Source organism: Rhodococcus sp. BUPNP1 (genome assembly GCF_002215235.1).
Taxonomy (GTDB): Bacteria; Actinomycetota; Actinomycetes; order Mycobacteriales; family Mycobacteriaceae; genus Rhodococcus.
Genome location: NZ_NERM01000027.1, coordinates 22,838 through 44,040, shown reverse-complemented (window position 1 = coordinate 44,040; position 21,203 = coordinate 22,838). Strand labels below are relative to the sequence as shown.

Below are 21,203 nucleotides of genomic sequence, written 5' to 3'. Positions count from 1 at the left end.
GCCCGACCAGGCTCGCAGTGTTGCCGGGGTATCCCCAGTTGCGAGGCCGTAGGTACTTACTCGGGACAGTCGGTTGGGCAGGTGGGGTCGACGTGGAGACACCGTGGTGAGTTCCAAGTGATCGGCCCAGCACATCCGGGGATTCGACTAGTCTGGAGAAACCGACGAAAGGGACAACGTGCGGCATTACGTCAGAGACCCCGGTGTGTGTTCCTCCATCCTTGCAGGAGTTGGGATCGGAGCCGCGTACATTGCAGCACCCTCCCCGTATATCGCAGGGATCGGTGTTCTCTGGGTGGCCGTCGCAGCTTGGTCCGCCTTCGAAGCTCGCCGAAAGTTGGGATAGGTGGAGACGATCCGCAACTATGCCACCGTCCCTTTCGCCGTTCTCGTAGTGGCGACAGTCATTGCCCTCGTAGAACTGGCCGAAGACTGGCATCCATTACGTGCCACCCTCTACTTGCTCATCTGGACAGGGACCGTCGCCGTCCTCATGCGACGAAACGCCCCCCGTCGTACTACGCAGTGAAAGATCCTCCTGACTTCACGGTCGAACCATGAGGTAGCGGCTGAGCACTGCCGAGTGCCCATCCCAGGGCTGGGACACTCGGCGCCGTCCCGATGCGGGCCTTCCGATTGCGAGCTCATTCGACGTCAACGCTTCCTGGCGTGAGCGAGACCAAGGGATGGAACCGTCTCGTGAGAGCTCTCAGAATCGCGCCAGAAGGATGCTCGTTCCCTGGTCGCGTTCGTCAGCCGCCACTTCTGGAGCGGAGATAGCGAACATGCCTGTCCGGACGAACGATCTGACGAACCGCACGACAGAATCTCGAGCGACCGGCTTTGTGGCTGAGATGCCCGCCGGGAGGGTCAGATCAGATCTTCGCCGTTCCGTCGGGCCTGCAGCCACTCCTTGACGAAGCCGCGGCAGAGCGCCGCCAACACGCCGGCGACGAGTACGGGCCAGATCAGGACGTAGACGGTCAGCGCGAGCGTGCTCATCGGGTCTCCTTCTCCGGAGTGGTTGCTGCGGGGTTCTTCTCGGGCGCAGCGTCGTTCTCGGGTGCGTTGTCCTCCACCACGTCGAAGTCACCGACACGCTGCGCGATGACCTCGAAGTCGAAGTTCTCGTCGGAGTTCACGGACATCGCCCAGCACACGACCGTGCTGACCGCGTAGGCGACGAGCGAGGCGCTGAGCACGGCGTAGTCGTGGACCGAGCCGAGCGCGAAGGGTGCCACGGCCACCGCGGCGACGACACCGACGACGCGTGCGGCCCGGAGTCCGAAGAAGCCGAACGCCATCAGACCCGCGATCACGCCGACACCGACCACCGAGGCGATGTCCACCGCCCAGGCGAGCACGCCGTCCATCGGGAACCACCCGAAACGTACCGGCAGGAACGCTGCCAGGGCGACGAGCACCGACGTCGTGAACGCCTTGTTGGTGACCTTGTGCCAGTAGAAGCTCGCGATGACGGGGAAGACCAGCGCACCCCACAGCGCGCCGACGAACACGAGCAGGTCGAGGATGCTCAACCGCATGCTCGCGAACGCCACGGCAGCGGCGGTCGCGACGACCATCGTGGCGCGCCCGATGAACAGCATCCGCTTGGGATCTGCATTGCGGGTGCCGCCGGCGATGTTCTGGCCGTAGATGTCGGCCATGACGATCGACGACAGCGCCGACAGGTCGGAATCGGCCGTGGACGACAGCGCACCGATGATCATGACGAAGAACACGACGACCAGTGCCGTGGGCAGGAACGACGCCACCATCTGCGGCACGATGTTGTTGACGTCGCCGTCCATCGGGTCGACGCCCAGGTACAGCGCGAGCACGCCGAACATGCCGACGCCGATGACGGTCGCGCCGTAGCCGATCGTCGCGGTGACGAAGGTCGGCTTGATGAGATCCTCGCGCACCGCGAACAGGCGCTGCGCGATCGTCTGGTTGCCGATGGCGTACGCGAGCACGGCCGCGATGTACGGCGCGCCCTGGTTCAGAAAGGCATCGCTCGAGAAGAAGTCGCCCTGCTGGTCGGTGAGGTTCGCGGACCCGCTGTCGAACGCGTCGGGGAAGCCGGTGATGAAGAAGACCGCCGGGATGATGACGACGACCGCGCCCAGCATCGCCACGACCTGCACGAAGTCGGTCAGCACGGACGCGCGGAAGCCGGACCACAGGGTGTAGAGCAACACGCCGGCAGCGATGAAGACGACGCCCTGGACGAAGCCGAACGGCGAGATCAGCGAGATGAGCACACCGCCGGCGATGAAGTTGGACATCAGGCTGATCAGGCTGCCGACGAGGTTCGACCCGGCCAGCATGAGCTGGCTCGACCGTCCGTGTCGGGCGAACATCACCTCGGCGAGGGTGTGCGCCTTCGGTGCGACCGCGCGGATCCGCTTGCCGAAGGGGTAGATGAACAGGATCATCAGCGCGCCCCACAGCCCGTAGTGGATGGGGCCGGAGATGCCGTAGGTGTATCCGGAGGTCGCCGAGGCGTACAGCGAGGACGCCCAGATCCAGGTGGCGGTCATGCTGGCCGCCGACACCCCGAAACCGACCTTGTTGCCGGCGGTCATGTAGCCGTCGGCGTTCTCGTCCTTCTTCCCGATCCGGGCGGAGATGAGAAGCGTTCCACCATAGAAGATTACGAGCAGGACAACGATCGTCGCGGCGCTGAACTGAACGAGCTCGGTGCCGTTCACTGCGACCTCCTTCGTGTTCGCGTCACGTCCGCGGCGATCGGAGCGCAGCGGAACCCAGGGCGCGCTGTGCGCGTCCTGTCCGTCGGTTCCGCTTCGGTGTCGGTCCGATCCACCACCGGACGGTGGGCATGCGTCGAGCGCCCGATCGGCCACGGGCCGGCGGGCGCGGCATACCGCTCCAGCAGGGCACGCCCGGATCCGGGCGTGTGCCGACGAAGGGATCGGCGGCGTTCTCGTCGGCGCTCGTGGGCTGCACGGGCGCGCGCCGCCGGCGCGAGGGGTGTCCTCGGTCGGGCGATGTGCACGCGGAGGGGCGATCCGGGCCGGCCCCGATGGTCGCCTTCTCGGTGCACTGCTTCGCCGGCCGGGGCAGATTACCATGTCCTTTGCGGCAGTAACTTTTTCGCTCCTGCGCCCCCGCTGTCTGCGCAGGTGACGACACCTGCGCGGAGATCCTGCGCCTCAGCGCCAGGAGACGGGCGCACCCCGTTCCCGCAGCCACGCGTCGAGGTCGTGGCCGTGCGCGGCGATGCCGTCCACCGCCCGCAGCGCCGTGTCGATCGCCGTCTCGGCCGCGGCCGCGTCGATCATCCCGGTGGTGACCGCGACCACCAGTTCGTCGATGTCCTCGACGATCGTGTCGCGGCCGGTACGGACGATCAGGTCGAGATAGTGGTCGCGGGAGTACCAGATGTCGCCCTCGCGCCGGAACTCGCCGACGTCGACGTACCGGTCCTGGTCGCGTTCGTTGCCCGGAGTGAAATGGAAGATCGAGGCCCGCAGGCGCAGGTCCGGCAGCAGCCACGATTCGAGATAGTGGAACTGCGGGTGGTCGGACGGTCGCGCCATGTACAGGCCCCACTCCTCGACGCGGTACTCGTCGACCGCGCGCACGAAGCCCTTCGGGTCGATGTTGGTCTTCGCGGCGACGTCGAACGTCTCGGTCTTCACGGGATGCGGGGTCGCGGACACGGGATGCACGCTAGCGGGCGAACCGTGCCGCACGCAGGACCGCGATGCGTGTCGGTGGGAGCGCTTACTCTGGATTCCATGGCGTTCGCAAGTGAACATCCCGTCGTCGCACACTCCGAGTTCCGGCCGGTGGGTGAGATCGAGCGCACCGAGGCCCGCTTCGAGGTCGTCAGCGAGTACGAACCGGCCGGCGATCAGCCGGCCGCCATCGACGAGCTCGAGCGCCGGCTGAAGTCGGGGGAGAAGGACGTCGTCCTGCTCGGTGCCACCGGTACCGGCAAGTCCGCCACCACCGCGTGGCTCATCGAGCGTGTCCAGCGACCCACCCTCGTGATGGCGCCCAACAAGACCCTCGCCGCGCAGCTCGCCAACGAACTGCGAGACATGTTGCCCAACAACGCGGTCGAGTACTTCGTCTCGTACTACGACTACTACCAGCCCGAGGCGTACATCGCGCAGACCGACACCTACATCGAGAAGGACTCGTCGATCAACGACGACGTCGAGCGGCTGCGGCACTCCGCCACCTCGTCGCTGCTGTCCCGCCGCGACGTCGTGGTGGTCGCGTCCGTCTCGTGCATCTACGGTCTCGGTACCCCGCAGTCCTATCTCGACCGGTCCATCCAGCTCGAGGTCGGTGTGGAGGTGCCGCGCGACGCGCTGCTGCGCCTGCTCGTCGACGTCCAGTACGCCCGCAACGACATGGCGTTCACCCGCGGATCGTTCCGCGTCAAGGGCGACACCGTCGACATCATCCCCGCCTACGAGGAACTCGCCGTGCGGATCGAGTTCTTCGGCGACGAGATCGACGCGCTGTACTACCTGCACCCGCTCACCGGCGACGTCGTGCGCAAGGTCGACTCCCTGCGCATCTTCCCGGCGACCCACTATGTGGCCGGTCCCGAGCGCATGGAACGCGCCGTCGCGAGCATCGAGGCCGAGCTCGAGGAGCGCCTGGCCGATCTGGAGAACCGCGGCAAGCTGCTCGAGGCGCAGCGTCTGCGCATGCGCACCCAGTACGACATCGAGATGATCCGGCAGGTCGGCTTCTGCTCCGGCATCGAGAACTACTCCCGTCACATCGACGGCCGCCCCGCCGGGTCCGCGCCCGCGACGCTCATCGACTACTTCCCGGAGGACTTCCTTCTGGTCATCGACGAGTCGCACGTCACCGTGCCGCAGATCGGCGCGATGTACGAGGGCGACATGTCGCGCAAGCGCAACCTCGTCGACTTCGGCTTCCGTCTCCCGTCGGCGGTCGACAACCGACCCCTGACCTGGGAGGAGTTCGCCGCCCGCATCGGTCAGACGGTCTATCTGTCGGCGACCCCGGGTCCGTACGAGCTCGGGCAGACCGGCGGTGAGTTCGTCGAGCAGGTCATCCGCCCCACCGGCCTCGTCGACCCGCAGGTCGTCGTCAAGCCCACCAAGGGTCAGATCGACGATCTCGTGCACGAGATCCGCGAACGCGCCGAGCGCGACGAACGTGTCCTCGTCACCACGCTCACCAAGAAGATGGCCGAGGACCTCACCGACTACCTGCTCGAACTCGGTATCCGGGTGCGCTATCTGCACTCCGACATCGACACCCTGCGCCGTGTCGAACTGCTGCGACAGCTGCGTCTGGGCGAATACGACGTGCTCGTCGGCATCAACCTGCTCCGTGAGGGTCTCGACCTCCCCGAGGTGTCGCTGGTGGCGATCCTCGACGCCGACAAGGAAGGCTTCCTGCGGTCGACGACCTCGCTGATCCAGACCATCGGCCGCGCGGCCCGCAACGTCTCCGGCGAAGTGCACATGTACGCCGACAAGATCACCGACTCGATGGCGCGGGCCATCGAGGAGACCGAACGGCGTCGCGAGAAGCAGATCGCCTACAACACCGAACACGGTCTCGATCCGAAGCCGCTGCGCAAGAAGATCGCCGACATCCTCGACCAGGTCTATCAGGAGGCCGAGGACACCGAGGCCGTCGAGGTGGGCGGCTCCGGCCGCAACGCCTCGCGTGGTCGCCGAGCCCAGGGCGAGTCCGGGCGGGCCGTCAGCTCCGGTGTCGTGGAAGGTCGCGACACCTCGACGATGCCGCGCGCCGAACTCGCCGATCTCGTGCAGCAGCTCACCGATCAGATGATGCAGGCCGCCCGCGACCTGCAGTTCGAGTTGGCCGCACGGCTCCGCGACGAGATCTCCGATCTGAAGAAGGAACTGCGCGGGATGGACGCCGCGGGCCTGAAGTAGTCGCACGGCCCGGTCGGCGCCGGCGACTCGGTAGGGTCGCTTCCCATGGATCCCTCTTCGGCCGGGCGTGCTGCCCGCGCACTCGAACTGCTGCACTCGGGCGTCTACTTCGCGCCGGACGTCGCGAGCGAACTCGCCGCGCTCGGTGTCGACGGCCCGGCTGCGCAGTACTTCGGGGGACGCGCGGCGCCTCTGGGTGCCGTCGGCCCCGGGGTCGTGACCGCGACGTTCTACAGCTTCTCGCCCCGCCTGGTGGCATCGGCCGTCCCGGCCGTGTGGCAGAGCGCCGAGCCGGCCGCGATCATCGCGGCGCGGTTGCGCGGACTCGACGCTCTCCACCGGCGGGTCCTCGGGCAGGACGTGCTCGATTCTGCGGAGATGAACGAGGCCGCGGACCTCGCGACCACCGCGGCGCGGGCGATCCCCGGTCCCGACGGGCGCCCGCTCTACGCTGCTCACGCCGACCTGCCCTGGCCCGAGGAGGCGCACCTGCGCCTGTGGCACGCCCTGACGCTGCTGCGCGAATATCGCGGCGACGGCCATGTCGCGGCGCTGCAGACCGCGGGACTGTCGGGTCTCGACGCACTCGTCACCCACACTGCGACCGGTATCGGCTTCGCCACCGATCCCGCCCGGAAGCTGCGGGGCTGGTCGCGGGACGAGTGGGCAGACGCCGAGAAGGAACTGCGCGGGCGCGGGCTGCTCGACAAGCGTGGCGAGCTCACCGGCGAAGGATTCGAGGTGCGTGAGCTCGTCGAGGATCTCACCGACGACCTGGCGGTCGCGCCGTGGAGTGCGCTCGGTGACGAGGGTGTGGAGCGTCTGCTCGACCTCGCGTTGCCGTGGCGCGATGCCTTCGTCGACGCCGAGGTGTTCCCCGCCGGCCTCTTCGGCCCGCGTTACGGTGACGCGCGGTAACATCAAACGCGATTGTGGGATGAGACCCAAACGTCCCACCCGGGCCGCCCATCCCGCTACTGTCGACGCAGCGTATGGCGGGGGAGCGTGCGTGTCCTCCGTCGACGACGGCATCGGCGGCACGCGTCGATGGACCACACACCTGATGGAGGATGAATGAGCGCCTACCGGACCATAGTCGTCGGAACCGACGGTTCCGAATCGTCGTATCGGGCCGTGGAGAAGGCAGCTGCTCTGGCCGGCGACGCCGGCGCCCAACTGGTGATCGCCTGCGCCTACTACCCGGCCGACCCCAAGGACACCGCGCAGGCCGCTGACGCGCTGCGCGACGAGGCGTACCAGGTCACCGGCTCGGCACCGACCTACGAGATCCTGCGCACCGCACGGGAGAAGGCGACCGTGGCCGGCGCCCGCAAGATCACCGAGCGCCCCATCGTCGGTGCCCCCGTCGAATCGCTCCTCACGCTCGTCGAGGAGGTCGACGCCGATCTCATCGTCATCGGCAACCGCGGCCTCAACACGCTGACCGGGCGCCTGCTCGGTTCCGTCCCGTCGGACGTCGCCCGCAAGGCCCTGTGCGACGTGCTGGTGGTGCACACCGTCCGCTGACGGATCAGCAGTACTCCTCGCGGACGGTCTCGAGGTAGCGCGCGGCGGCATCGTCCGCCGACATGCGCGACCCCGAGGCGCCCGCAGCATAGGCGGCGATCGGCCGGAGCGTGACGAGGACGTCGTGCTCCGGCACGCCCGCGCTCAACTGGTCGCACACCCCTCGCACCACCGCCAGCACCGTGTCGTCCTTGACATCGGCGACCAGTCCGGACGCGTCCAGCGCCTCCTTCACCCGCAGGAACCGCACGTCGGGCGGCGTCGACGAGGTCGGGGCGATCGACGTCGTGGACGTCGCGGCCTGCGCTTCGTCCTGGGTCGGCGTCGCCGATCCGCACGCGGCGGAGACGAGGAACCCGCTCAGCGCCGCGATCGCCGCGCACCCCGCTCGACGTATCCGGTGGTGCGCTGCCCCATAGGCCACGTGTTCGTTCCCTCCGCGGATGATCCGTCCCAGTCCCTTGCCCCGAAGGACGGTACCGTCCGGTGACCGGTCCTGGGGTCCGCTCGGCGGTGTCTGCCGAACCGTGTCGGCTCAGCAGTGTGTCGGCGCGGCGAGACCGGCCAGCACCTCCGGCAACGCCTCCGAGTGCACCACCCCGAGACGCTGGGTGGCTCGGGTCAGCGCCACGTACAGGTCGTTCATCCCGCGTGAGGAATCGGTGAGGATCTCCGCCGGTTCGACGAGCAGTACCGCGTCGAACTCGAGGCCCTTGACCTCCTTCACGGTCGCGACCGTGACCGACTCGGACGCGAGATGCTCCCACGCAGCCACGAGCCGCGCCGGAACGAGCACGGCCGTCGTGCCCGGGCCGGTCTCGGCGTCGAGCGCGGCCTGGACGGTGGTGAGCACCGCGTCCGCGTCGACGTGCTGCGCCCACGGCTCGAAACCGGACTCGCGCACCGACTGCGGCGGCACCTGGTCGGGATCGATCTCCGCGAGCACCGCGTGCGCGATCCTCATGATCTCCGCCGGGGTGCGGTAGTTGACCGTCAGTTCGGTCTTCTTCCACCGGTTCGCGACGTACGGTTCGAGGATCTGCTGCCACGACTCGGTTCCCGCCGGATCCCCGGTCTGCGCGGTGTCGCCCACCAGGGTCATCCAGCGATTCGGGATGCGGCGCATGATCGTTCGCCACGCCATCGCCGACAACTCCTGCGCCTCGTCGACGATCACGTGGCCGTACGTCCAGGTGCGATCACCGGCCGCCCGCTCCGCCGTGGTCTCGTGGCGACGGTGGTTCTGTCGTTCGGCGAGCTGAGTGGCGTCGATCAGGTCGTATGCCATGAGCAGTTCGGGATCGAGATCGTCCTCGAGATCCTGCGGTGCCGAACCGGTGAGGATGTCGAGTGCGCCCTGCGCGTCGGCGATCTGCTTGCGCCAGCGCCGCTTCGCGCGTTCACGTTCGGCGGCGTCGTCCACACCGAGCAGTTCGGCGAGCTCGTCGAGCAGGGGAGCGTCGGCGGCGCTGAAATGCCCCGGTGCATCGGGACGGTGCAGCGCGTCGATCTGCTCGTCGGTCAGCGTCGGAGCCGCCGACGCGATCCGGTCGCGGGAGGCGAGCAGATCCGAGAGCACCTGCTGCGGGGACAGTTCCGGCCACAGTGCGTCGATCGCAGCGACGATGTCGGGATCCGAACGCATCTCGGACCGGATATCGTGGATGTCCTCCCGGCTCAACAGGTTCGCGCCGCCGAGCGGATTCGATCCGATGATCCCGGCGAGCTGGTCGGCGAGGGCGTCGATGACCCCGTTCACGAAGATCGGCCGGGCAAGGTTGTGCGGTCGGCGGGACGACCGGGCGCGACCCCGCGCACGGGTCACGATCTTGCGGTCGAGGGTGAGCGCGTAGGTGTCGAAGCTCAGCGGAACGGGGGAGCGGGGCACTTCCTGCCGGTCGCGGACGGCCTTCTCGAGCACCTTCACCATGTCCAGGGAGCCCTTGAGCTCGCCGGCCACGGGACCGTCCTCGACGGTCGGCGTGACCCCCGGATACAGATCCCCGACCGTCGACAGCAGCACCCCGGTCTCACCGAGCGAGGGCAGCACCTGACCGATGTAGTCGAGGAAGCGGCTGTTCGGGCCCACGATGAGCACGCCGCTCTTCGCCAGCTGCTTTCGGTAGGTGTAGAGCAGGTAGGCCGCGCGGTGCAGCGCGACAGCGGTCTTGCCGGTGCCCGGACCGCCCTGGACGACGAGCACACTGCGATGCTCGGACCGGATGACCGCGTCCTGCTCGGCCTGGATCGTCGCCACGATGTCGTGCATCTGCCCGGTACGCGCGGCGTTCAGAGCGGCGAGCAGCGCCGATTCTCCGGCCACGCCACCGGCCGGTGGGGTGTCGGCGTGTTCGAGCGCCGCGTCGAGGTCGAGGTACTCGTCGTGCAGTGCGGTGACGGAGCGGCCGCGGCTGCGGATGTGGCGGCGCAGCACGACGCCGTCGGGAGCGGCGGGGGTCGCGAGGTAGAACGGGCGGGCCTGGGGTGCGCGCCAGTCGAGCAGCAGCGACTCGTAGTCGTTGTCCTCGTCGAGGATGCCGAGGCGGCCGATGTAGCGGGTCTCCGCGCCGTCCTCCGTCACGGGTCCGGAGGTGTCCGTCCCGTCGTCCCGCACATCGATGCGGCCGAAGCACAGACCGTGCTCGGCGGCGTCGTACTTCGCGATGTCCTCGGTGTACATGTGGGTGTACGACTCGCGTTCGCTGCGCGCCTGCGGGGTGCCTCCGGTCTCGCGCAGCACGCGGGCCAGCCGGGTCTTCGCGTAGTCGCGCAGACCGTCGAGATGCGTGTAGAGCATCGCCACGTAGGCCTGCTCGCGATCGAGCTCCGGATGGGACGCGCCATCAACCGGCACAGGGACTCCTCGGGGATAGACAGGACGAGATCGCTCGCCGCCGCAGGGGTGACGCGTCGACGAAAGTGCCCGAGAAGTCTAGTCGCCGCAGGAGGGAAACGGGCAGAAAGCCTGATCACAGCAGTGCGGGCGTGCGATTCCCTCGCACGCCCGCACCACGGTGCCGTACCGGACTACTTCTTCTTTTCGATGCTCTTCTCGAGCGCCTTCAGGTTCTTCGCGAGCTTCTTCTCCGCCTTCGTGCCCTGCTTGCGCGCGGCCTCGGCACGCAGACGGGCCTTCTCCGCGGCGACATGGGCCCGAGCGTTGAGGATCGAGGACTGCTCCTCGGCGAGCTTGGCCCACTCCGAGCTGCGATCGACCGTGGTGTCCCACAGTTTCGAGCCTCGCTTGCGGGCGACGTCGGCGAGCTCAGGGGTGCGCTCGCGCGCCAGTCCGAGCAGTTCGGTGCCGCGTTCACGGGCGCCCTCGGCGAGCTCGGGGGCGCGCTCCCGCGCGACACCGAGGATCTCGGCGCTGCGATCGCGCGCCCGTTCGGTCAGCACCGGGCCGCGGTCGCGGGCGACCTCGAGCAGTCCGCTGCCCCGCTCGCGCGCGGCCTCCGCGAGTTCCGGTGCCCGTTCCTTGGCGATCTCGAGGAAGTGACCGCCCTGCTCGCCGGCTTCCTCGGTCAGCGTCTTCACCCGCTCGGCGACGGTGTGCAGCGCTTCGGCGGTGTGGCCGTCGGAGGCATGGCCCGGGAGCGCGGCGGCCACCGACTTCTGCGCGGCACGTGCGGCGCGGCGGCCCCGCCAGCCGAGCGACGGCTTGCCCTCGGTATCCACGGCAGCGATGAGCAGACCACCCATCAGGCTCACGTTCTTGATGAGCTGGGTGCGCTGCTGGGCGCGGGCATCGGGATCCTCGACGTTCCAGAAGTCGTGGCCCGCAACGGTTGTCGGTACGAGACTACCGATCAGGGCGAGAGCGGACAGGCGCGGTGCCTTGCCGAGTGCGAACAGGGTCCCGGCGCCGATCTGCACTGCGGCGTTGATCTGGACGAGAGTCTCGGGATTGCTGGGGAGCCGGTCGGTGATCGACGCCGGCAGGGCGTTCACAGCCTGATCGAGCCCGGGCTGCGCGGCACCTGCTTTCGGCTCGGGCTTCCGCAGGGCGTCGATACCCCCGGCGATGAAGATGGACGCGAGCATGGGCCGCGCAATTCTCCGGACGAGCATGTGGTTCCTCCCGTGGTCGGCTGTGTTTCCAAACCCTGACACAGGTACCCCGGGCGTCACGGGAATATTCGCGAAGCAGGGCCGAAGGACACGAAGCGGTATTTCGGAGCGTACGGAAATCAAATAAATCCCGAATCGGATGCCGGTGGGTGCCACCCGTCCGGGCTCACCTCGACGACTGTTCCTCCGCGCGAGCGGACGGGACCTCGGGCGGCCGACCCTCGGTGGTCAGGGGCACTTCCGCGACGGTCTCGAACAGACGCGGACCCGACGCGATCTCGACGCTTCGCTCGATGGTCAGACGCGCGGCGCGTCCTCGCGTCCGCAGGGTGGCGATCTGGTTCCCGAAGCTCGGACCTGTCACCTTCGACCACGAGAACGACGCCTCGGGAACGGCCGTGACCCGGCCGAGGAGCAGTCGCACGACACGCTCGGCGGTGCTGCTCCACGCTGCGCGGAAGGCGACCCGGACGGCTGCCGGGACGTGGTTGTGCAGGGGCGAACAGGTCAGCTGGTAGACCGCGCCGGCGGTCGGCGTCGCGAATCGGACGCGGGCGGCGTAGGCATGGTGCACGTCGCCCGAGAGGACGCAGATCGTCGCGGGCGCGCGGCCGGACGTTCCGGCGCGACGTCCGGCGGCGACATCCCGCAGCAGCCGTGCGAGTCGCTCGAACGAATCACGGAAGGCCGACCAGTGTTCGAGATCCGCGGCGCGGCGGAGCTTCTCGGCCCAGCGTGCCGGTCGGGCACCGCGCGCACAGGACGCAAGTTTCTCGTCCCACGCCTCGAGGTCGTGCATCGCGCGGGGCAGGAGCCACGGCAGCGACGTGCCGATCAGCAGGTGGTCGTAGTCGCCGTCGGTCTGCTCCTCGATCCAGTCGAACTCCGGATCGGACACCATGTCGCGCCGGTCGGGCGCGAGCACCCGGCCGCACCGCGAATCGATCACCAGCAGACGCACCGGTCCGAAATCACGGCGGTACGACCACCGCACCCCAGCGCTGCCGTCGGCTTCCTCGTCGGCGCCGGACGCGAACGCACGCAGGATCGGTTCGGCGTCCCCGGCACAGTTCCGCACCCGGTCGTAGAGCGGATCCTCATCCAGTTCGGCGGGGGAGAGGTTCCCGATGTGCTGATAGATCCAGTACGACGCCAACGCCCCGACGATGCGTTCCTCCCACCATGCGGAGGCCTCCATCTCCCGGCGCCACGAATAGGAGGTGTTCCAGTCGTCGTGCACGTCGTGGTCGTCGAAGATCATCGAGGTCGGGACGGTCGACAGCAGCCATCGGACGTTGTCCTCGGACCACGACCGGCTGTACAGCCAGGTGTACTCCTCGAAGTCGCGCACCTGGGCACCGGGCGGTTCCGACAGATCGTGACGCTCACCGACCCGTCGCTTCATCTCCTCCGACAATTCGTCGGCGTAGACCTGATCTCCCAGCAGCAACAGCGCGTCGGGCCATTCGTCGATCGGCAGCGAACGCATGCGCTGCGCGTAGGCGACGAGAGCGTCTTTTCCCAGGACGGCTGTCGGTTCCGCGCTCTCCGATGCCACCCGGCACGACCCGAAGGCGAGCACGAAGCCGTCGGGGTCGTCTCCCGCTGTCCTGATCAGCGGCGGTGCAACCCCGGCCGGCGGCCACACGACCCGGCCCTCGAGATCCACTTCGTAGGACGTCACCGATCCGGGGTCGAGGTCTCGGACCGTGACGAGCGCGTAGTGGTGTCCCGCGACCGTCCATGTGTGTTCGGAGCTGCCGAGCACGTGCACCGTGCAGGGCTCGGACGTCTCCACCCAGATCGTGGCGTCCGTGTCGCCGATGTGCCGAAGCACCGGCCCCAGTACGAGATCCGCCACAGTGTCAGGCCTCCGTGCTCGTGCGAGCTCGTCCGGTTTTCGAGCGTACTCGCGGCAGTGGTGCCCAGGAGGATTCCGGCGAACTCCGATCCTCGTTCGACCTCCGGGACTCCGCGACGGGGCGCACCCTGGAACGGACGCCACCGCATCGGCCCGCTCGGGTCGGTGCCGCGTGCTGGAAGGGGGCCCGGACATGACCGACGCGGAGGATCCGACCCGTTGGGATCGGCTCGACGACGAAGAGAAAAGACAGGCGAAGGAGAAGGCCGAGGAGATCGACCGTATGTACGAGCCGGGAGCACGACCGACCACGGTCGTGCCGGGCACGAACGGGATGGTCTCGGGAACGGCCTTCGCCGACACGGTGGGTGAGCACTCGAGCGAGGAGCACGCCGACGCGGGCACGGGTGAGGCGGGCAGGGGCGAGGCGGGGACCGACAGGGAGGGTGCCCCCGACTAGACGTCGTGCGAGTGCGCTCGGGTGTCGCAGGCGGTGCTGTGAGCTAGGGCTCGTACCGAGTGCCGGCGGGTCCGATCCAGGCACTGATCCTGGCCCCGTGGGCTGCGATCGCACACCATGCGGTCTTCGGTGTGCCGTAGCCGAGGCCGTTCCAGTGCCCGTTGTCCGTCACGAACCAGGTGTCCTGCTCGAACGACGAGAGGGACGTCAGGGCGTTCGGATCCGGCCACCGGATGTTCGCATCCATCAGCTCGACGGCCCATCCGGACATGTCCGCATCCGCCGGGTCGACGATGACGTACCGCATGCCGTCGACGTCCGAACAGAGGGTGAACGGCGGCGGCACGTCATCGCGATCGGAGTGCACGGGGGCTCCTGCCTCTGCGGGCCCGGTACGGGACCGTCACCAACCCCGCTCGCGCCACTCGCCGAGATGCGGACGCTCGGCTCCGAGGGTCGAGTCCTTGCCGTGTCCGGGGTAGAAGATCGTCTCGTCGTCGAACCGGTCGAAGATCTTGGACTCGACGTCGCCGAGGAGCGATCGGAAAGCGTCGTCGTTCGGCGTCTTGCCGACCCCGCCGGGGAACAGCGAGTCGCCGGTGAAGATGTGCGTGCGACCCGTGCCCTGTTCCGTGAGGACCAGCGCAACCGACCCCGGAGTGTGCCCTGAGAGGTGGATCACCTCGAGATTCAGCTCACCGATCTGCACGGTGTCGCCCTCGGTCAGGATCCGGTCGGGCTGCACCGGCAGGGGACCGGCGTCGAGCTCGTGCGCGGCGGTCGGCACACCGGTCTCGGCGGCGACCCGCTCGAGGCCCTGCCAGTGATCCCAGTGCTGATGGGTGGTGACGATCAGTTCGAGCTCCGGCGCATTGTCGCGGAGGAACTGCACGAGACGGTCGGGTTCGTTTGCGGCGTCGATGAAGACGGACTTGCCGGTGGCGTCGTCGGTGACGAGATAGGTGTTGTTGTTCATCTCGCCGACGGCGAGTTTGACGATGCTCGCTCCGGGAATCCTTCGGCGTTGCGCGGGTCCGCCGGGAGTGACGTCGCCGGTGTAGGTGTCCTCGATGATCACGGGCTGCTGCGTCATGCAGCCAACCTACCTTCGCGTGCACGCGCGTGAGCCCCGGGCGCGCGGTGTTCGTCACGGAAACGTGTCGGTACCCGCGCCTACCATGGCTGAGGGCCGAACTCCGGCCTTGTCTACAGGAAGGATGTGGCGTGGCAGACCGCCTGATCGTGCGTGGAGCCCGGGAACACAACCTGCGTGGTGTCGACCTGGACCTGCCGCGCGACAGTCTGATCGTTTTCACCGGACTGTCGGGTTCGGGCAAGTCGAGCCTCGCGTTCGACACCATCTTCGCCGAGGGGCAGCGGCGCTACGTCGAGTCGTTGTCGGCCTACGCTCGCCAGTTCCTCGGACAGATGGACAAGCCGGACGTCGACTTCATCGAGGGCCTGTCGCCCGCGGTGTCGATCGACCAGAAGTCCACCAACCGCAACCCGCGGTCCACCGTCGGCACCATCACCGAGGTCTACGACTACCTGCGTCTGCTCTATGCGCGTGCCGGCACCCCGCACTGCCCGGTCTGCGGTGAGCAGATCTCCCGGCAGACGCCGCAGCAGATCGTCGACCAGGTGCTCGAGATGGAGGCCGGGGCCCGCTTCCAGGTCCTCGCACCCGTCGTGCGCACCCGCAAGGGCGAGTTCGTCGATCTCTTCGAGCAGCTGACCATCCAGGGCTACTCCCGTGTGCGCGTCGACGGGGTCGTCCACCCCCTGTCGGATCCGCCGAAGCTGAAGAAGCAGGAGAAGCACGACATCGAGGTCGTCGTCGACCGCCTCGCCGTCAAGCCCAGTGCCCAGCAGCGCCTCACCGACTCCATCGAGACCGCGCTGCGGCTCGCCGAGGGTGTCGTCGTGCTCGACTTCGTCGATCGCGAGGAGGACGCCCCCGACCGCGAGCGCCGGTTCTCCGAGAACCTGGCGTGCCCGAACGCGCACCCGCTGTCCATCGACGAACTCGAACCTCGGTCGTTCTCCTTCAACTCGCCCTACGGCGCGTGCCCCGAGTGCGCGGGTCTCGGCGTGCGCAAGGAGGTCGATCCCGATCTCGTCGTGCCCGACCCGGATCTGAGCCTGGCCGACGGCGCGATCGCGCCCTGGTCGATGGGTCAGAGCGCCGAATACTTCGGCCGACTGCTGTCCGGCCTGGCCGACGCCCTCGAATTCGACATCGACACCCCGTGGCGGAAACTGCCCGCCAAGGTGCGCAAGGCCGTGCTGGAGGGCAGCACCGAGCAGGTGCACGTGCGCTACAAGAACCGCTACGGCCGCGTCCGCTCGTACTACGCCGAGTTCGAGGGTGTCATGCCGTTCCTGCACCGCCGCCTCGAGCAGTCCGAGTCCGAGCAGGCCAAGGAACGCTACGAGGGCTACATGCGGGAGATCCCGTGCCCGGCCTGCGCCGGTGCCCGCCTTCGTCCCGAGATTTTGGCCGTGACGGTCAGCGCGGGCGACTTCGGTGCGATGTCCATCGCCGAGGTCAGCGACCTGTCGATCGCCGAGTGCGCACGCTTCCTCGACAGCCTCGTCCTCGGCGCGCGCGAGGCCGCGATCGCCGGGCAGGTCCTCAAGGAGATCCAGGCCCGACTCGGCTTCCTGCTCGACGTCGGACTCGACTACCTCACCCTCTCGCGTGCCGCGGGCACCCTCTCCGGTGGTGAGGCCCAGCGCATCCGTCTCGCCACGCAGATCGGTTCCGGTCTCGTCGGCGTGCTGTACGTGCTCGACGAGCCGTCCATCGGTCTGCACCAGCGCGACAACCGTCGTCTCATCGACACCCTCACGCGACTGCGCGATCTCGGCAACACGCTCATCGTCGTCGAGCACGACGAGGACACCGTCCGCGCCTCCGACTGGGTCGTCGACATCGGACCGCGCGCGGGCGAGCACGGCGGGAAGGTCGTCCACAGCGGCACCTACAAGGAACTGCTCGACAACCCCGAATCGCTTACCGGTGCCTATCTGTCCGGACGCGAGGAGATCGAGATCCCCGCGCTCCGGCGACCGATCGACAAGGGTCGGCAGGTCACCGTCGTCGGTGCCCGCGAGAACAACCTGCGCGAGATCGACGTGTCGTTCCCGCTCGGCGTTCTCACCTGCATCACCGGTGTGTCCGGCTCCGGGAAGTCGACACTCGTCAACGACATCCTCGCCACCGTAATGGCCAACAAGCTCAACGGCGCGCGGCAGGTCCCCGGACGGCACACCCGCATCAACGGACTCGACCAGCTCGACAAGCTTGTCCAGGTCGACCAGTCGCCGATCGGCCGCACCCCGCGGTCGAACCCGGCCACCTACACCGGTGTGTTCGACAAGATCCGCAGCCTGTTCGCGTCCACCACCGAGGCGAAGGTGCGCGGCTACCAGCCGGGCCGGTTCTCCTTCAACGTCAAGGGCGGCCGGTGCGAGGCGTGCTCGGGCGACGGCACGCTGAAGATCGAGATGAACTTCCTGCCCGACGTGTACGTGCCGTGCGAGGTATGCCACGGCGCCCGCTACAACCGCGAGACGCTCGAGGTGCACTACAAGGGCAAGACCATCGCCGAGGTGCTCGACATGTCGATCGAGGAGGCCGCGGAGTTCTTCCAGCCGGTCACCTCCATCCACCGCTACCTCAACACGCTGGTGGAGGTCGGTCTCGGTTACGTCCGCCTGGGCCAGCCGGCGACAACCCTGTCCGGTGGTGAGGCGCAGCGCGTCAAGCTCGCCGCCGAGCTGCAGAAGCGCTCCAACGGGCGCACCGCGTACATCCTCGACGAGCCCACCACGGGTCTGCACTTCGAGGACATCCGCAAGCTGCTCGGGGTCATCAACGGTCTGGTCGACAAGGGCAACACCGTCATCGTCATCGAGCACAACCTCGACGTCATCAAGACCGCCGACTGGATCATCGACATGGGTCCCGAGGGTGGTTCCGGTGGCGGCACGGTGGTCGCGGAGGGCACTCCGGAGGAGGTGGTCACGGTGGAGGAGAGCTACACCGGACGCTTCCTCGCGGAGATCCTCGACGGGCGGACCACCGCGCCCGCTCCGGCGCCGGCGCGCAAGCGCGCGGCGAAGACGACCAAGGCTGCCACGACCAAGGCCTCCGCGGCGAAGACTGCCGGGACGAAGACCGCCGCCGCGAAGACGGCGGCGAAGGCGAAGACCACCAAGAAGAAGGTGGCCGCCGCGAGCTGACGAGTCGAGCCGCCCACCTCAGCGGTGGGCGGCTCGGTCGCGTCGATGATGAAGTCGGGCTGTGGATCGTGACGTAGGCGAAAAGTGCCGGTTCGGCTCAGTAGACCGGGCCGGTGTACTTCTCGCCCGGGCCCTTGCCGGGCTCGTCGGGCACGGCCGACGCCTCACGGAAGGCGCGCTGCAGGGCCTGCAGCCCTTCGCGCAGCGGACCGGCGTGCGGACCGAGATATTCCACCGATGATGTGATCAGGCCGGCGAGTGCGGTGATCACGCGGCGGGCTTCGTCGAGGTCGCGTCGTGCGCTGCTGTCGGGATCCTCGTCGGCGAGACCGAGCTTCTCGGCAGCCGAACTCATGAGCATCACGGCTGCGCGGCTGATCACCTCGACGGCCGGGATGTCGGCGAGCTCGCGCACATCCTCTGCCGCAGCGTCCTGATCGGGGGTCTCGGGAGCATCCGTCATAGCGTCGAGCATAGGGTTGCGCCGCTCCTCGCCGACCGCGCGGGTGGGGCGCCGACGCGCCGATTCGTCGTCGACGTGGCTTTTTGTTAGACTTGATCCCACGACCGCCCGCGGTGATCCTCCGTGGGCAGCAAAGTGGAGTCCGACTCCCACCTCTGGCGGCACATCGATGCAGCTCAGGGGTCCGGTCCTCCGGGTGCGGAAGCCCCGGACGTCCGCCCTTCATCGGGCGGTGCGGATCATCCGGCGCGAGCCGGGTGGCCGTCGACCGGTCGGTATCGGACCCCGCGTGGAGCCTCGGCACCACAGCGGGGTCTTCTTGTCGAGGAGTAGGGCCACGTGCTGCGGTGCGGTCAGACCGACCACACCGCTCTACCTAGGAGGCCCCATCAGCGCTGAGACCCGCATCAACGAACGCATCCGAGTTCCCGAAGTCCGACTCGTCGGACCCGGCGGTGAACAGGTCGGAATCGTGCGTGTTGAAGATGCCCTCCGCCTGGCAATCGAAGCCGACCTCGACCTCGTCGAGGTGGCACCCGACGCCCGGCCGCCGGTCTGCAAGATCATGGACTACGGCAAGTTCAAGTACGAAGCCGCGCAGAAGGCGCGCGAATCGCGCAAGAACCAGCAGCAGACCGTGATCAAGGAGCAGAAGCTCCGTCCGAAGATCGACGACCACGACTACGAGACCAAGAAGCGCAACGTCGTGCGCTTCCTCGAAGCCGGTTCGAAGGTCAAGGTCACGATCATGTTCCGCGGCCGCGAGCAGTCGCGCCCCGAACTCGGATTCCGGTTGCTGCAGCGCCTCGGCGCCGATGTGGCCGAGCTCGGTTTCATCGAGACCAGTCCGAAGCAGGACGGCCGGAACATGACGATGGTGCTGGCCCCGCACAAGGGTGCGAAGACCCGCGCGAAGGCTCAGGAAGCCGCGCAGGCCGCACCGGCGAAGTCCGCTCCGCGCCCGGCAGCCTCCGCAGCCCCGTCCACGGAGTCCGCGCCGGCTCCCGAGACGGGCGACGCCCAGAGCAACTAGCCCGCTCAGGCAGCACATCCGGTGCTGTCCGTGAGCACCGATGTACGCACACGACAAGAACTGAGGACTCCATGCCCAAGTCGAAGACCCACAGCGGCACCGCGAAGCGATTCAAGGTGTCCGGTAGCGGAAAGGTCCTGCGCCAGAAGGCGGGTCGCCGCCACCTGCTCGAGCACAAGTCCTCGCGGGTGACGCGTCGCCTCGACGGCAAGGCCGTCGTCGCCGATGCCGACGCTCCGCGCGTCAAGCGCATGCTCGGGCTCTGAGCCTCTCCGACCGATCCATCCGGGGACACCTCGTTCGTCCCCCGAACTCTGACAGGACACATAACCAGTGGCACGCGTGAAGAGGGCCGTCAACGCCCAGAAGAAGCGTCGTTCGATTCTCGAGGCCTCGAAGGGCTACCGCGGACAGCGCTCGCGCCTGTACCGCAAGGCCAAGGAGCAGCAGCTTCACTCGCTGACCTACGCCTACCGCGACCGTCGCGCCCGCAAGGGTGATTTCCGCAAGCTGTGGATCAGCCGCATCAACGCTGCTGCCCGCGCCAACGACATCACCTACAACCGCTTCATCCAGGGCCTGAAGGCCGCCGGTGTCGAGGTGGACCGCAAGATCCTCGCCGAGCTCGCCGTCTCCGACGCCGAGGCCTTCGCCGGCCTCGTGGCCGTCGCCAAGGCTGCCCTGCCGGCCGACGTCAACGCTCCGGCTGCCTGAGTGCTGCCCTGAGCTACGACAACATCCAGGAACGACCCGTGGACACGCTCACCGAGCGCACACCACGGGTCGTTTCTGCTGTGAAACTGCTCCGGACCGCCGAGCGTCGCAAGACCGGGCGGTTCCTCGCCGAGGGTGAGAACTCCGTCACCGAGGCGCTCGCCGCCGCCCGCGTGCACGAACTGTTCGTCACCGAGGCGGCCGCCGCCCGGTACGCGACGGTCGTCGACGAGGCACACCGCAAGGGTGTGCGCGTGGGGATCGTCACCGAGCGGGCCGCTGCCCGGCTGTCCGACACCGTCACCCCGCCCGGCCTCGTCGCCGTGTGCGACACCCTCGACGTGCCGCTCGCCGAAGCGGTGACGCCGCGGTCGCGGCTCCTCGCCGTGCCCGTCGCGGTCGCCGAACCCGGCAACGCCGGCACCCTCATCCGCGTCTCCGACGCCGTGGGCGCCGACGCCGTGGTCCTCGCCGGCGACAGCGTCGACCCGCACAACGGCAAGTGCGTGCGCTCCTCGGCCGGCAGCATCTTCCATCTGCCGGTCGCGCGCGAACGCGACACCGACCGGGTGCTGGCCACGCTCGCCGAGGCCGGCGTGCAGATCCTCGCGACGGCCGCCGACGGGGAGATCGACCTCGACGACGCCGACGAGTTGCTCGCCGCACCCACCGCGTGGCTGTTCGGCAACGAGGCCCACGGACTCGACCCGCAGGTCGCCGCCCGCGCCGACCACCGCGTCCGCATCCCCATCCGCGGACGCGCCGAATCGCTCAACCTCGCCACCGCCGCCTCGATCTGCCTGTATGCGAGCGCGCGGGTGCAACATCGGGCCGCTCGGCCCATCACATAGGATTTCCCCGTGCTTCCGCGGCCTCCGGCCCGGACCGCACCTACCGAGATC

19 protein-coding genes are annotated in these 21,203 nt (G+C 68.3%); 9 read left to right on the top strand and 10 right to left on the bottom strand.

The genetic code is table 11. The features are described 5' to 3' along the window. Nucleotides 1-870: 870 nt before the first annotated feature. From B9C99_RS26040 to B9C99_RS21370, 3 genes are all read right to left on the bottom strand, one after another. On the bottom strand, nt 871-1,002 hold the full coding sequence (locus tag B9C99_RS26040) for a putative transporter small subunit (RefSeq protein WP_016692795.1): 132 nt from the start codon (nt 1,000-1,002) through the stop codon (nt 871-873). Next, nucleotides 999-2,714: a sodium:solute symporter family protein gene (locus B9C99_RS21375; RefSeq protein WP_051033008.1), complete on the bottom strand. Its 1,716-nt coding sequence runs from the start codon at nt 2,712-2,714 to the stop codon at nt 999-1,001. Before B9C99_RS21375 ends, B9C99_RS26040 begins: the two co-directional genes overlap by 4 nt. Nucleotides 2,715-3,176: 462 nt before the next feature. Then, nucleotides 3,177-3,695 carry a DUF402 domain-containing protein gene (locus B9C99_RS21370; protein WP_088899269.1) on the bottom strand — a complete coding sequence of 173 codons (519 nt, stop codon included), beginning with the start codon at nt 3,693-3,695 and terminating at the stop codon, nt 3,177-3,179. A gap of 69 nt (nt 3,696-3,764) precedes the next feature. Here B9C99_RS21370 and uvrB point away from each other — a divergent pair, with 69 nt between their 5' ends. The 3 genes from uvrB (at nt 3,765) to B9C99_RS21355 (ending at nt 7,451) form a co-directional block, all read left to right on the top strand. Beyond that, nucleotides 3,765-5,924, top strand: coding sequence for an excinuclease ABC subunit UvrB (gene uvrB, locus B9C99_RS21365; protein WP_016692792.1), 2,160 nt, complete (start codon nt 3,765-3,767; stop codon nt 5,922-5,924). 45 nt (nt 5,925-5,969) lie between these two features. Then, nucleotides 5,970-6,842 carry a hypothetical protein gene (locus tag B9C99_RS21360; protein WP_088899268.1) on the top strand — a complete coding sequence of 291 codons (873 nt, stop codon included), beginning with the start codon at nt 5,970-5,972 and terminating at the stop codon, nt 6,840-6,842. Nucleotides 6,843-6,998: 156 nt separating this feature from the next. Continuing rightward, nucleotides 6,999-7,451, top strand: a complete 453-nt coding sequence (locus B9C99_RS21355; RefSeq protein WP_059381080.1) for a universal stress protein — start codon at nt 6,999-7,001, stop codon at nt 7,449-7,451. Between the two features lie 4 nt (nt 7,452-7,455). On the opposite strand, the gene B9C99_RS21350 is transcribed toward B9C99_RS21355, so the two are convergent. The 4 genes from B9C99_RS21350 to B9C99_RS21335 all read right to left on the bottom strand — a co-directional run bounded on the left by B9C99_RS21350 (nt 7,456) and on the right by B9C99_RS21335 (nt 13,383). Further along, entirely contained in the window at nt 7,456-7,875 is a 420-nt protein-coding gene (locus B9C99_RS21350; RefSeq protein ID WP_088899267.1) for a hypothetical protein, read from the bottom strand. Between the two features lie 111 nt (nt 7,876-7,986). Then, the gene (locus B9C99_RS21345) at nt 7,987-10,248 is read right to left on the bottom strand and encodes an ATP-binding domain-containing protein (protein ID WP_172415047.1); all 2,262 of its coding nucleotides are present in this window, start codon (nt 10,246-10,248) and stop codon (nt 7,987-7,989) included. A 230-nt stretch (nt 10,249-10,478) separates the two neighbouring features. Continuing rightward, on the bottom strand, nt 10,479-11,522 hold the full coding sequence (locus B9C99_RS21340; RefSeq protein ID WP_172415046.1) for a DoxX family protein: 1,044 nt from the start codon (nt 11,520-11,522) through the stop codon (nt 10,479-10,481). Nucleotides 11,523-11,688: 166 nt separating this feature from the next. Further along, nucleotides 11,689-13,383 carry an alkaline phosphatase D family protein gene (locus B9C99_RS21335; protein ID WP_088899264.1) on the bottom strand — a complete coding sequence of 565 codons (1,695 nt, stop codon included), beginning with the start codon at nt 13,381-13,383 and terminating at the stop codon, nt 11,689-11,691. Between the two features lie 193 nt (nt 13,384-13,576). On the opposite strand from B9C99_RS21335, the gene B9C99_RS21330 reads away from it, so the two are divergent. Beyond that, entirely contained in the window at nt 13,577-13,843 is a 267-nt protein-coding gene (locus B9C99_RS21330; protein WP_016692786.1) for a hypothetical protein, read from the top strand. Nucleotides 13,844-13,886: 43 nt separating this feature from the next. On the opposite strand, the gene B9C99_RS21325 is transcribed toward B9C99_RS21330, so the two are convergent. Further along, complete coding sequence (locus B9C99_RS21325; protein WP_016692785.1) at nt 13,887-14,210, bottom strand: hypothetical protein; 324 nt, start codon at nt 14,208-14,210, stop codon at nt 13,887-13,889. Between the two features lie 36 nt (nt 14,211-14,246). Then, nucleotides 14,247-14,936, bottom strand: a complete 690-nt coding sequence (locus B9C99_RS21320) for an MBL fold metallo-hydrolase (protein ID WP_088899263.1) — start codon at nt 14,934-14,936, stop codon at nt 14,247-14,249. 131 nt (nt 14,937-15,067) lie between these two features. Between B9C99_RS21320 and uvrA the strand changes: the two genes are divergently transcribed. Continuing rightward, nucleotides 15,068-18,091 carry an excinuclease ABC subunit UvrA gene (gene uvrA / locus B9C99_RS21315; RefSeq protein WP_088899262.1) on the top strand — a complete coding sequence of 1,008 codons (3,024 nt, stop codon included), beginning with the start codon at nt 15,068-15,070 and terminating at the stop codon, nt 18,089-18,091. A 97-nt stretch (nt 18,092-18,188) separates the two neighbouring features. Here uvrA and B9C99_RS21310 read toward each other — a convergent pair whose 3' ends face one another. Continuing rightward, nucleotides 18,189-18,554, bottom strand: coding sequence for a DUF1844 domain-containing protein (locus tag B9C99_RS21310; RefSeq protein ID WP_016692782.1), 366 nt, complete (start codon nt 18,552-18,554; stop codon nt 18,189-18,191). Nucleotides 18,555-18,873: 319 nt separating this feature from the next. Between B9C99_RS21310 and infC the strand changes: the two genes are divergently transcribed. The 4 genes from infC (at nt 18,874) to B9C99_RS21290 (ending at nt 21,152) form a co-directional block, all read left to right on the top strand. Further along, on the top strand, nt 18,874-19,587 hold the full coding sequence (gene infC / locus B9C99_RS21305; protein WP_080597679.1) for a translation initiation factor IF-3: 714 nt from the start codon (nt 18,874-18,876) through the stop codon (nt 19,585-19,587). Nucleotides 19,588-19,658: 71 nt separating this feature from the next. After that, on the top strand, nt 19,659-19,853 hold the full coding sequence (rpmI, locus tag B9C99_RS21300) for a 50S ribosomal protein L35 (protein ID WP_006553978.1): 195 nt from the start codon (nt 19,659-19,661) through the stop codon (nt 19,851-19,853). Nucleotides 19,854-19,920: 67 nt separating this feature from the next. Beyond that, a complete protein-coding gene (gene rplT / locus B9C99_RS21295; RefSeq protein ID WP_006553977.1) occupies nt 19,921-20,301 on the top strand; it encodes a 50S ribosomal protein L20 in 381 nt (126 codons plus the stop codon). A gap of 38 nt (nt 20,302-20,339) precedes the next feature. Beyond that, complete coding sequence (locus B9C99_RS21290; protein WP_026061250.1) at nt 20,340-21,152, top strand: RNA methyltransferase; 813 nt, start codon at nt 20,340-20,342, stop codon at nt 21,150-21,152. Nucleotides 21,153-21,203 lie beyond the last annotated feature (51 nt).

Bases quoted from the DNA above. Each gene is read 5' to 3' on its own strand.
- B9C99_RS26040 (WP_016692795.1), bottom strand. From the start codon at position 1,002: ATGAGCACGCTCGCGCTGACCGTCTACGTCCTGATCTGGCCCGTACTC.
- uvrB (WP_016692792.1), top strand. From the start codon at position 3,765: ATGGCGTTCGCAAGTGAACATCCCGTCGTCGCACACTCCGAGTTCCGG.
- B9C99_RS21360 (WP_088899268.1), top strand. From the start codon at position 5,970: ATGGATCCCTCTTCGGCCGGGCGTGCTGCCCGCGCACTCGAACTGCTG.
- B9C99_RS21355 (WP_059381080.1), top strand. From the start codon at position 6,999: ATGAGCGCCTACCGGACCATAGTCGTCGGAACCGACGGTTCCGAATCG.
- B9C99_RS21345 (WP_172415047.1), bottom strand. From the start codon at position 10,248: ATGCTCTACACGCATCTCGACGGTCTGCGCGACTACGCGAAGACCCGG.
- B9C99_RS21340 (WP_172415046.1), bottom strand. From the start codon at position 11,522: ATGCTCGTCCGGAGAATTGCGCGGCCCATGCTCGCGTCCATCTTCATC.
- B9C99_RS21330 (WP_016692786.1), top strand. From the start codon at position 13,577: ATGACCGACGCGGAGGATCCGACCCGTTGGGATCGGCTCGACGACGAA.
- B9C99_RS21320 (WP_088899263.1), bottom strand. From the start codon at position 14,936: ATGACGCAGCAGCCCGTGATCATCGAGGACACCTACACCGGCGACGTC.
- B9C99_RS21310 (WP_016692782.1), bottom strand. From the start codon at position 18,554: ATGACGGATGCTCCCGAGACCCCCGATCAGGACGCTGCGGCAGAGGAT.
- rpmI (WP_006553978.1), top strand. From the start codon at position 19,659: ATGCCCAAGTCGAAGACCCACAGCGGCACCGCGAAGCGATTCAAGGTG.